Genomic DNA, 11,198 nt, shown 5'->3' on the forward strand with positions numbered 1-11,198 from the left:
CGGCGCCCAAGCAGCACAACAGCCGGGGCGAGAAGGCCTTGATTGAGCAAGGCGCGATGCCGGCCGGCTGGAAGCCCGCCAAGCGGCGCCAGAAGGACCTCGACGCCACCTGGACCAAGAAACACGGCAAGAGCTACTTCGGCTACAAGCTCTCCATCAACGTCGACACGAAGTACAAGATCATCCGCAAGATCGAGACCGACACGGCGAGCACCCACGACAGCCAGCACTTCGACAACGTGTTCGACACGGTCAACACAAGCCGGGACGTCTATGCCGACCGAGGCTATCCGTCGGCGGAGCGGGAAGCCTGGCTGAAGGAAAACGGCTTCCGCAATCAGATTCAACGCAAGGGCCAACGCAACAAGCCGCTGTCCGAGTGCCAGCAGCGGCGCAACACGCGCATCGCCAGGACACGGGCGCGGGTCGAGCATGTGTTCGGGGCCATCGAGCAGATGGGAGGCAAGCTACTGCGCACCATCGGCCAGGCGCGGGCGACCTTTGCGATGACGATGATGGCAGCCTGCTACAACCTGAAGCGGCTGGTTTACTTCCAGAAGGCGGGAATCAAGGCTTTCTGACGCCCGAAATGGGCCGAATCGCGGCCGCCGGAGGCGATTCGAGGCAAAAACGGGACGAAAGGGCCGGCGATGGCGGTGGCTTGCCGAAGAAATAGAACCGGATTCGACCGGGATCATCGTTGTGCGATGGGGTTTGCTGAAAACGGCGGGTTATTCGAGGTGCCCAAACGTCAAAAAAACCTTTGCATCATCTGCCTCGCTCGCTATAATGCGCGCTCTTTCGGGCCGATAGCTCAGCTGGGAGAGCGCCGCGTTCGCAATGCGGAGGTCGTGAGTTCGATCCTCATTCGGTCCACCAGTTTTATGGAAGTCGAGTCATCGGTTTCCCGATAGTTCTTCCCGTGGAGGGATTCCCGAGCGGTCAAAGGGATCAGACTGTAAATCTGACGGCACTGCCTTCGAAGGTTCGAATCCTTCTCCCTCCACCACCTTATTCAAGACAAAGCCCCGAAGCAGCTTCGGGGCTTTGTCGTTTACAACGGTTTCAGCGCTCCTCCCAGATGGCGTCCAGGGCCAGCACAACCCGCGGCAGGGTTGCCTCCGGAACGGCAGGGGAGCGGTGGATGACGCCGCGGCGGGTGTTGCCTTGCCACAGGCTTCCTTTCAGCAGGGCCACCTGGAAGGCTGTGGCCGCTTCGATGGGCGTGGAGGGTGGCATCAGGCCTGAGGACCCATCGGGCAGGCCCGGCGCGCCGGCGCCCAGCCGACTCCGGTCGGCCTCTCCGTCGTCAATCCATTCCGTTCCCGGGCCCCGGTAAGTACAGAGCAGGCGGATGCCGACCCGGTCCACATGGAAGCGTGGACACATGGCCCGGTCGATCACCTCGAGACGAAAGCCGACCTGCGGGCAGCCGAGCAGATCTGTCAGGAGTTCGGCCAGCGCGGCCATGTCCGCCGCCAGGGCATTGCGACCGTCTCCGGCAGGCAGATCATCCAGGTTCGGTGGGCATCCCGGGTTCATGAGGCCGCGTACGCCGCAGCCCAGGGGCCGGTGATGGGTATTCAGATAGCGGACGATGGCTGGATCCTCAGGGCGCTCCCATAGGGCGATCTGGGTACCGGGATCGAAAATGCCGGTCAGTTCTGCCGGGTGGCTGCTGCGAATCGTGTGTCTGGCCGTGCCGGAAATGCGGTCCTTCATGAGCGCTTGTGGAGAGTGGTTGAGTTGGAATGATATATTATTGCATTTTTGCGGGTCGGTCCCCGGCGCTGCGGCCGTGCATGGGAAAGGATGCATTTCCTCTCCGTTTCCCGGACAATTCGATCCTTTACCCTTGTTGTGCCCTTCGTGGGGCAAACATTTCAAAGGCAGCCCATGTATCCCATTGATGACACCGACCCCCAGCTGCTGCTGGCCACTCTGATCGCCTCCAAACGGAGACCCGCCCAGCTGGTGGAGATCGTCGCAGCGGCCGAGCTGCTGGGGTGCCCGGTGGTGTCCGAAGGGCGCTGGGCAGACTCCCTGCGGCGCCTGTCGGCCCACAGCCTGATCCTGAGGGATGAGCTGGGTGGGCTGATGCTCAGCGCGGAGGGTCAGGAGCTCGTCGTGAAGTTGCCGAAGCGGGTGGAGCCGGCAGAGCACCTGTTTCTGGTGCGGGAGCGCCTCAAGGCCTTTGAGCCGGCGGCGCCTGCTCCAGCCATCGTCGTGCCGGAGGAGGATTTCCGGGCCGCAGTCATGGCCCATGGTCTGCTGTCCCGTCAGGGAGGGGACAACCTCTTCATGCCCAAGCCCAAGGTGCAAGAGGAGCCCGCTCCCCGTCGTGGCGGATTCCGCCGGTCCGGCGGTGGGCGACGCTGAGCCTCGTGGTGTACCGCATGGGAACGGAGCGGGGTGGGCCTGGTCTGTCCCTGGTTGATTAGGATAGCCATGAATCTGATCACTTCCCGCTGGCGGGGCCTGGCCTTTGTCGATATCGAAACCAATGGAGGGACGGCCACCCTCGACGGCATTACCGAGATCGGCATCGTCGAAGTGGACGAGGATGGGGTCCGGGAATGGTCCCATCTGGTTCGACCCGCTGGACGGATTCCGGATTTCATCCAGAAGCTGACGGGCATCTCCAACGAAATGGTGGCAGAAGCCCCAAGCTTTGCAGAGTTGGCCGAGGAAGTCTGGAACCGCCTCGATGGCCGGCTGTTCGTTGCCCACAATGCCCGTTTTGATTACGGCTTTCTGCGCAATGCCTTCGAGCGGGTCGGGATGCCCCTGCGGCCGCCGGTGTTATGCACGGTCAAGCTGTCCCGGGCCCTCTTTCCGGAGCACCGCCGCCATGGGCTGGATGCGCTGATCGAGCGTCATGGCCTGGTGGTGGGGGACCGTCACCGGGCGCTGGCGGATGCGCAGCTGGTCTGGCAGTTCTGGCAGCTGATGCATCGGCAGTTCGAGCCGGAAGTGATGGAGGCCGTGGTGAGCCGGCTGGCGGGCAGGGCAGCATCCCTTCCGCCCCATGTGGATCCCGCCGTACTGGACGGGATGCCGGAGAGGCCGGGGGTCTATCTTTTTTACGGAGAAAACGAGCTGCCCCTGTATGTGGGCAAGAGCAAGGACATCCGTACCCGGGTGCTGTCCCATTTCAGTGCCGATCACAGCAGCGCCAAGGAAATGAGCCTGTCCCAGCAACTGCGCCGGATCGAGTGGATCGAGACGGAGGGTGAGGTGGGTGCCTTGTTGCTGGAGGCCCGGTTGGTCAAGGAGCGCCAGCCCATCCACAACCGGCGCCTGCGCCGCACCACCGGGCTGTGTGCCTGGCAGCTGGTTGAGGACCGGCAAGGGGGCTGGCGGCCGGAGCTGGTCCGTGGTCCGGAACTGGATCCGGGGCGTCAGGACAACCTGTTCGGGTTCTTCAGCAGCAAGACAACGGCCAGCAAGGCTCTGCGGACCCTGGCAGAGGAGCACAACCTGTGTCAGGTGTGCCTGGGGCTGGAAAAGGTGCGTCCGGGGCAGTCTTGTTTCGGTTACCAGTTGAAGCGCTGCAAGGGTGCCTGCATCGGCCTGGAGCCCCGGGCGGTGCATGGCGCCCGCTTGATGATGGCTCTTCACGCCTTGAAGGTGGAGCGCTGGCCCTACGCCGGCCCGGTGGGCATTCAGGAGGGGCGCGACCTCCACGTGGTGGACAACTGGTGCTGGCTGGGTACGGCCCGGCAGGAAGAGGAGGTCTGGGCGCTGCTCGAATCCGGTCAGCCGGCTTTTGACCTGGATATCTTCAAGATTCTCAAGAAGGCCGTGCACAAGGAGCGGGTCGTTCCACTGACTTCTGTGGTCTGATCTGGGCAGGCTGCTCCTGCGTGTTATCCGTTCAGGGCTTGCGGAAGCTCCCGGGGATGGGGCGGGGAGCAAGTTTTTCAGCGGCGACTTCAAGGGCATAGAGGGTGCCGCCGGTGGTGAGCCAGGCCTGGATCCAGTCAGGGGTGGCGCCCACGCCATTCCAGGTAAGCGCCCGGTTGGAGGGGTGCATGTAGCGCACCCTGGCGCTGGCAGCCGCTTTTTCAGCGGCTTCCCGCTCGGCTGCGGCCTCTGCGGCTTCCCGTGCGGCTCGTTCGGCGGCCTCGGCCGCTTCCTTCGCCTCGCGTTCCGCTTGTGCAGCGGCGTGCGCTTCCCGCTGCAGGCGCTCTTCCTCTTCCTGCTCCCGTTTCCTGATTTCGGCCTTGATCCGTTCGGCAAGTGCTTCCAGTTCCGGGAGCGGATACGACTTGAGTTCGGTCATGGGTGGTGGTGGGGTCAGCGCAAAAGTAATTCAGGAAATATTGGAAACATATCAGGCGTCGTGCCACAGGGGGCAGGGCAATCGATGGCTGATGTCGGGTGTGTCACGGCGAGCAGGGCTGCCATAAGCCAAAAGCCCGCCCCATGCAGGGCTGGGCGGGCTTTGGAGGACGGCAGCCTTATTCGGCAGCCTCCTGACGCATCTGGGGGAACAGGATCACGTCGCGGATCGCCGGGCTGTCGGTCAGCAGCATGATCAGGCGGTCGATGCCGATGCCGCAGCCGCCGGTGGGGGGCAGGCCGTATTCGAGGGCGCGGATGTAGTCGGCGTCGTAGAACATGGCTTCCTCGTCTCCGGCATCCTTGGCCTGGGCCTGGGCCAGGAAGCGCGCCGCCTGGTCTTCCGGGTCGTTGAGCTCGGAGAAGCCGTTGGCGATCTCGCGGCCGACGATGAAGAGCTCGAAGCGCTCGGTGATCTCCGGGTTGCTGTCGGAGGCACGGGCCAGGGGGCTGACCTCGACCGGGTAGTCGATGATGAAGGTGGGCTCCCAGGTGTCGGCTTCGGCGCAGGCTTCGAAGAGCTGCAGCTGCAGGCTGCCAAGCCCGCCCGGCTTTACCTTCTCGCCGAAATCCTTGATCTTCTGCCTGAGCCAGTCGGCATCTGCCAGCTGGGCATCGGTGAAGCCCGGGTGATGCTTGCGGATCGCTTCCACGATGGTCAGGCGGTGGAAGGGCCTGGACAGGTCGAGCTCGCGGCCCTGGTACTGGAAGATTTCGGTGCCTAGAGCCTCGCGGGCGGCGTGGCGGAGCAGGCCTTCGGTGAAGTCCATGAGGCTGCGGTAGTTCGCGTAGGCCTCGTAGAACTCCATCATGGTGAATTCGGGGTTGTGGCGGGGCGACAGGCCTTCGTTACGGAAGTTGCGGTTGACCTCGAAGACCTTCTCGAAGCCGCCCACCACCAGGCGCTTGAGGTAGAGCTCCGGCGCGATGCGCAGGAACTGCTGCATGTCGAGGGCGTTGTGGTGGGTGACGAAGGGCTTGGCTGCGGCACCGCCGGGGATCGGGTGCATCATCGGCGTCTCGACCTCGAGGAAGCCGTGGCCGGTCATGTAGTTGCGGATGGACTGGATCAGGCGGCTGCGGGCCACGAAGGTGTGGCGCGACTCCTCGCTCATGATCAGGTCCACGTAGCGCTGACGGTACTTGGTCTCGGTGTCGGTGAGGCCGTGGAACTTGTCGGGCAGCGGGCGCAGGCTCTTGGTGAGGAGGCGCAGCTCGCTGCTCTTGACCGACAGTTCGCCGGTCTTGGTGCGGAACAGGGTGCCAACCGTCCCGACGATGTCACCGATGTCCCAGTGCTTGAAGTCGGCGTAGACATCCTCGCCAACACCATCGCGGGTGACGTAGAGCTGGATGCGGCCGGACAGGTCCTGGATGGTGATGAAGCTTGCCTTGCCCATCACGCGCTTGAGCATGATGCGGCCGGCAACCTTCACGTCCACCGGCATGGCTTCGAGCTCTTCGGCTGATTTTTCGCCGTAGATCTCGTCGAGTTTGCCTGCGGTGTTTTCCCGGGAGAAGTCGTTCGGGAAGGCCTTGCCGGTGGCACGCCATTCGGCGAGCTTCTGGCGGCGTTCGGCGATCAGGTGGTTCTCGTCCTGGGCTTGCGTGGAGGTCTGGTCGGACATGATGGGCTCTTCAATCAACGGATTCGGGGGCGGCAACGACATCGAGGTGTGCTTTTGCCGGGACCGGGGCCTCTGCAAAATGCCGCAAAGCCCTGAATTCTGACATATTCCGGGGCGCCCGTCGCGGCCTGACGCGTGTCTGGAGCGGGGCCTTACAGGAAGATCTCGTCAATATCCGACTGGATTTCGGCCTGGCCGGCGGGGATGGTGAGCCTCAGTTGGCCGCGCATGACCAGTTCGTCGAAGCCATTGACCTGGTTGCGGCCATGGTCCTTGGAATAATAAAGGGCTTCGTCCGCGCGGCCGAGCAGCTCGGCAGGCGAGATGCGGGGGTCGATCCGGGCGAACCCCACGGAGCAGCGCACCTGGCCCACCCGGGGGAAGTCGTGGTCTTCCACCGCCTGGCGGAAGCGGTCGAAGATCCCCAGGACATCGTCTTCGCCCACGTTGCGCAGCATCACCACAAACTCTTCGCCGCCAAAGCGGAACAGCTTGTCCTGGTTCCGGAAGCTCAGGCGCATCAGGTCGGCGATCCGCAGCAGCACCTCGTCACCGAACAGGTGCCCGAAGTTGTCGTTGATCCGTTTGAAGTGGTCGATGTCCACGACCCCCAGCCAGCAGGGCTGACTGATCTGATGGTCCGGGAGACGGCGTTCCCGGGGCATCAGGTTGGCCTTTTCGGCGAGCTCGGCTGCAGCGATCAGGCGCTCGAAGTCGTCATCGAAGGTCTTGCGGTTGAGCAGCCGGGTCAGGGTGTCGAGGTTGGCGTATTCCCAGGCCTGATGCTGATTCTCGAAGCAGCGCAGGAAGAGGCTGAGGGCCTGGCAGTCTGCACTGGTGGGTTGGTGGGGGCTGTGGATCTCGAGTACCCAGCGGGCCTGACCCAGGGCGCCGACAGCAAAGACCAGTCGCCAGCGGTCGCCCTCGGCACGAATGCCATGCCCGAAATCGCCATGGAGGCATTCGGCGATCAGGGGATCCACCGGGAGCCAGGACTGGTTGTCGCAACTGTCGTCCCAGGAGGTTTCGGCGCCGTCCGAGACACACAGGCCGAGCAGGCCGACACACAGGTCGGCAGAGGTGAAGCGCACGGAAAAAAGCAGCCCGTAGCTGCCCTGCAGGAAGCGCATCGCCACTTCGGCGGCGTGCCGGTAAATCTCCCTCAGGTCACGGGTGCGCGACAGCAGCTCCGCCCCGGCCAGAAGATCGGTCAGGCGCTCAGGGGTCAGGGAAGGTGCTGTCAGTGTGCCCATGGGGAATTCTAACGTCCTTGGCGGGGATTTCTGAAGGAGGAGCGCCCGGGTTGGAAAAGACCGGTGGCCGGACTGACGCTTCAGACTGCCCGTTGAATCAGCCCGATGGGGGGCGCCCAGTCATCCCCGGGTTTTTTCTTGCGGGTCACCAGGGTGAGCTGGGCCGGGGAAAAGACGTTGGCATTATGTGTCACCGGTGTGGTGATGAGGTACTGGGCGCGGGTGGCCCGCAGGAAGGTGCCCACCCGGTCGATGTTGGCCACGTCCAGGTGGGCAAAGGGCTCGTCGATGAAGACGAAGCCACCGGGGCGAGCGTCGTCCATCAGCAGGGCGATCAGCAGGACCAGGGATTTCATCACTTGCTGGCCACCGGAGGCCTCCCCGTCGTTGAGTCCCACGGCGCCCTTGCGGTCGAAGTCGAAGCGGACCTCCAGGCCCGCGGCGGAGAGCGCCCGGTCATCGTTCTCGAGCACGGGAATCGGGCAGTCCACGTCCACATTGGCCAGCTCTCCCAGGGCCCGCAGGTTCTTGCCGTATTGACGCACGGTGGCACGCAGCTTGGCAATATAGGCTGCCCGGGCATCGGAGGTGAGGCGTCGGGTGGTGGCGAAATAGGCTTCCCGCTCGGCATAATCCCGCTCCCGCTGGCAAAGGTCGGCCTTCAGACGGGTGGCCAGGGTGAGCACCGTGTCGTCGGTGATCCAGTCCCCCTCCTGGAGGCGCAGGCGCAGGCGTTCCAGTTCGCCCCGGGCGCCCCGGGCATCGCCGTAGCGCTCTGTCAGCAAGCTGTCCTGCAGGGAATCACGTCCTGCCGGGCACCTGCCACGGCGCAGCTGGCGCAGGCGCTGAATGCGTCTGGCTTGCTCCCGCCGGCGAGGGGTGGCTTCGTCGGCCAGGATCTTGATCCGCTGGGCGATGCCGGTGATTTCCCGCTGGCGCCGGTCCAGTTCGATGTCGATCCCCCGCAGACGCTGCTCCAGGGTGTCCACTTCGCCCTTGGCGTCACTGCGTGCTCCGATGGCGGCCGTCAGGCGGGCCCGGGCCTCGGGCAGGGCGGCCTCGGCGTGTTCGAAGGCTTTGCTGCGGGCGGCCAGAAGTTGAGCGGCCTCGATGCCATGGAGCCGGGCACGCAGGCTGTCAGCGTCTTCCTTCGCAGCCGCCAGCTCGGGGCTGATCTCCTGCAGGCGGGCGTCGAGGCTGTGCATGTCGGCTTCGAGCTGCCGGAGGCGGGCGCTGCGGGCAAGCTCGCCAAAATGGAACTCGGTGGGCTTGCCCAGATGCCGTGCGCCCCGACGCTCCCGGTGGTAGCCGTCCCGGGTGATCCATTCGGTGTCGCGGGGCAGCGTGCGGGCCGCATCGGCGCCATCCACCCGCTGGATGCGGTTGAGGAGGTCCGCCAGCCAGCGGGGAACCCCATCGGCGAAACGGATGACCTCGGCCAGGGCGCCCCGGGTTGCGGGCGGGGCGATTTCCCGCTCTGGCACGATGAAGTGGCGGAAGCGTTCCTGCTCGCCGAGGGCCCAGGCAGCGTGCTTGTCCTGCTCCCGTTCGAGCAGGAGCATGCTGCGGTAGGGGCGCAAAACGGCCTCCACGGCGCCCTGCCAGTCCGGATCGGTGACCTCGACGATCTCGGCCAGGGCACGGTGGGGAATGCCGGCCTCCTGCAGGCGGCTGCGGAAGCGGCTCACCTCGCCATCGGCGATGGGGCCCCGGTGGTCCCGGGTGGCCCGTAGCTGGGCGGTCTTTTCCTCGAAGGCCGCCAGGGCGGCCCGCTCCTGGCGTTGCAGGTGGAGCAGGCGGGCGTCGGCCCTGGCATAGGCTGCCTCCAGGTCCACCGCGCCGTCCCCGGCTTCCCGGGCCAGGCGGGTGCGCAGGGCAGCGCGCTCGGCCAGCAGCTTTTCGTGGTCCCGGACCTCGTCGTGGGCTGCCAGGTGGGCCTTGTCCGCGTCCAGTTCGCGACTGCGGATCGTCTTGCGTTCGGCCTCGGCGGCCTTTCGCTCCGCGTCCACGGCCCTTGCCCGGGCCTGCTGGGTAGCCAGTTCCCCTTCACTCCGCTGGCGTTCCGTGCGGCTGCGGGCAATGTCGGCCCGGGCCAGGTCGATGTCCCGGATCAGCTCGGCAATTTCGAGGCGCGGGACGATCTCTCCGGCGAGAGCCGTGGCTTCGTCATTGAGCTGCTTCCACTCCAGGAAGCGGTCTGCCTCCAGACGTTTCGCTTCAGCCTGGGCACGCAGGCGCTCGAGGTCGAGCCCCAGCGTGGCCAGTTCCCGTTCGGCATTGTGCTGTTCTTCCCGGGCGGCCGCGTAGTTGTCCAGCACTTCCTTGTCTCCGAAGACGTCGAAGACCAGCTCCAGGAGGGCTTTCGGGGAGTACTCGCAGAGCTTGTCCGTGTCGCCCTGCTCCAGTGCCAGCACCTTGGCGATGGCCGGGGTCAGGCCGCCCCAGGCCAGGCGGCTTTGATAGTCCCGGTAACCGACCCATTCGATGGTCCGCTCTTCCCGGGCCTCCAGGGCCTCGATGGGAACATCCCCGTCGGCGATGGCGTAGTCCCGGGTCCAGTCGCCTCCCGCCCGGCGAATCCGGCAGGCCAGGGTGACTTCATCCCTGAGGCAGGGGAAAAAGGGGCGTTTGCCGGAGCTTCCAGGCGTGTTGGCGACCACCGCCCGGATCCACGCAAAACTCCGGTTCGCCCGGCGCACATAACGACGAAAATCCCGCTTGCCGGAGCAGCGCAGCCCGAAGAGTGTCCGCAGGGCATCCAGCAGGGTGGTCTTGCCGGAGCCGTTGGGGCCGACGATGGTGATGATCTGGGCGTCCAGGGGCAGGTTGAAGCGGCGCCAGTAGTCCCAGTGGACCAATTCGAGTTGCTTGATGTGGAACATGGGTCAGATCTCGTCCTCGTCGTCGGACTCCGCGGCCGTGAAGGCGTCCCGGGGCGGCGGGGGGTGGCCGGCCTGGGACAGCACTTCCCCGAGCGTGCCATGGATGATGCGGTCGGCCAGGGTGCGGTAGTCCAGCAGCACATCCAGCAGGGGCCCCTCGTGAATCATCCCCGCCCGTCTTTCGATGAAACCCAGTTGTGCCAGGCGGGACAGCAGCTTGCCCTGCACGTAGGTCTTGTGGCCGAGCACGGGGGCAAAGTCGGCGAGCAGGGAGGCCTCCGACAGGGCGCCGGAGACCTCTTCGCCCCGGGAGAGCGGGCTGTCCTTGCCGAAGAGGTCGGTCTGGCCGTCATCGGTGATCTTCTGGCGGTTCACCTGGCGCTCCCGCTTGGGGAGGATGATCAGCGCCCAGATGACCACCAGCAGGGCGAGCTGGTCCCGGGTCAGGCCCGCGTTGCTGGCGGCGTACTCACGGGTGGCGCCAAAGACGGCCTCTTGCATGTCTTCCAGCAGGGCCACCGCCACATGTCCGGCATACGGGTTGTCGATCAGTTGCAGGCCAACTGCAGCCAGGCGGGTGTCCAGATCCGCCCGGAAGCTTTCATCCACCAGGGCCCGGCGCACCAGAGGATCGGTGCGGGTCAGGCTGCGGTGAGCCAGCAGGCGGGCGGTTAGGGTCCGGATCTGTTGTTCCATCAGGTGTCCTCGTAGGAGGGATGGTCAGGAGGGGGAGCCAGGTGGGTGGGGTCCAGCGCCGGCAGGGCCTCGAGCGCCGGCAGGCTGCCCCTGGCACCCACCAGACCGGCGGACATGCGGGCGATTTCGTCCTCCTGGATCGTCTCGGTACGTGCTTCGAAGAGGACCTCCAGGGGCAGGCGCATGAACTCCCCGATGGGGCCGTCGGCAGGGGTCGCACCCCCTTCGCCGCCGCCATCGGCGAGCAGGGCCAGCAGGGACAGCCTGTAGGAGGCCGTCGGGAACCCCCCGCCGGCAACCAGGCGGGCCAGGCTGGCAGGCGCGCTGTCCGGAGCCGTGAGGCGGGTCAGGCGCTGGCTGAAGTGTTGCAGCAGGCGCAGATCCTCCTGTTCGGG

9 protein-coding genes, 2 tRNA genes and 1 pseudogene are annotated in these 11,198 nt (G+C 65.5%); 5 read left to right on the forward strand and 7 right to left on the reverse strand.

Annotation, left to right across the window (positions count from 1 at the left end; translation table 11 throughout):
- From PHD22_RS14550 to PHD22_RS14560, 3 genes are all read left to right on the forward strand, one after another.
- The coding region (locus tag PHD22_RS14550; RefSeq protein ID WP_299868374.1) for an IS5 family transposase at positions 1-581 on the forward strand (581 nt) is incomplete at its 5' end.
- A gap of 222 nt (positions 582-803) precedes the next feature.
- Positions 804-879: transfer RNA gene (locus tag PHD22_RS14555), tRNA-Ala, on the forward strand.
- Positions 880-924: 45 nt separating this feature from the next.
- Positions 925-1,009: transfer RNA gene (locus PHD22_RS14560), tRNA-Tyr, on the forward strand.
- Positions 1,010-1,065: 56 nt separating this feature from the next.
- Here PHD22_RS14560 and PHD22_RS14565 read toward each other — a convergent pair.
- On the reverse strand, positions 1,066-1,722 hold the full coding sequence (locus PHD22_RS14565) for a DUF1826 domain-containing protein (RefSeq protein ID WP_299868376.1): 657 nt from the start codon (positions 1,720-1,722) through the stop codon (positions 1,066-1,068).
- A gap of 174 nt (positions 1,723-1,896) precedes the next feature.
- Here PHD22_RS14565 and PHD22_RS14570 point away from each other — a divergent pair, with 174 nt between their 5' ends.
- Together PHD22_RS14570 and PHD22_RS14575 are read left to right on the forward strand one after the other, a co-directional pair.
- Complete coding sequence (locus PHD22_RS14570; protein ID WP_299868377.1) at positions 1,897-2,379, forward strand: hypothetical protein; 483 nt, start codon at positions 1,897-1,899, stop codon at positions 2,377-2,379.
- A gap of 69 nt (positions 2,380-2,448) precedes the next feature.
- Positions 2,449-3,846 (forward strand): 3'-5' exonuclease family protein, encoded by a 1,398-nt coding sequence (locus PHD22_RS14575; protein WP_299868379.1) that lies wholly within the window; start codon positions 2,449-2,451, stop codon positions 3,844-3,846.
- A gap of 31 nt (positions 3,847-3,877) precedes the next feature.
- Here the strand turns inward: PHD22_RS14575 and PHD22_RS14580 are convergent, their stop codons facing one another.
- The 6 genes and pseudogenes from PHD22_RS14580 to PHD22_RS14605 form a co-directional block, all read right to left on the reverse strand.
- Positions 3,878-4,285, reverse strand: coding sequence for an H-NS family nucleoid-associated regulatory protein (locus tag PHD22_RS14580; protein WP_299868381.1), 408 nt, complete (start codon positions 4,283-4,285; stop codon positions 3,878-3,880).
- Positions 4,286-4,463: 178 nt separating this feature from the next.
- Positions 4,464-5,972, reverse strand: coding sequence for a lysine--tRNA ligase (gene lysS / locus PHD22_RS14585; protein ID WP_299868384.1), 1,509 nt, complete (start codon positions 5,970-5,972; stop codon positions 4,464-4,466).
- Between the two features lie 152 nt (positions 5,973-6,124).
- Complete coding sequence (locus PHD22_RS14590; RefSeq protein WP_299868387.1) at positions 6,125-7,225, reverse strand: GGDEF domain-containing protein; 1,101 nt, start codon at positions 7,223-7,225, stop codon at positions 6,125-6,127.
- Positions 7,226-7,305: 80 nt separating this feature from the next.
- A complete protein-coding gene (locus PHD22_RS14595) occupies positions 7,306-10,107 on the reverse strand; it encodes an AAA family ATPase (protein ID WP_299868389.1) in 2,802 nt (933 codons plus the stop codon).
- 3 nt (positions 10,108-10,110) lie between these two features.
- A complete protein-coding gene (locus PHD22_RS14600; RefSeq protein ID WP_299868392.1) occupies positions 10,111-10,803 on the reverse strand; it encodes a hypothetical protein in 693 nt (230 codons plus the stop codon).
- A pseudogene (locus PHD22_RS14605) lies at positions 10,803-11,198 on the reverse strand (hypothetical protein); the annotation flags it as partial. The gene PHD22_RS14600 and the pseudogene PHD22_RS14605, both read right to left, overlap by 1 nt.

This window comes from Zoogloea sp., from assembly GCF_028693495.1.
Classification (GTDB): Bacteria; Pseudomonadota; Gammaproteobacteria; order Burkholderiales; family Rhodocyclaceae; genus Zoogloea.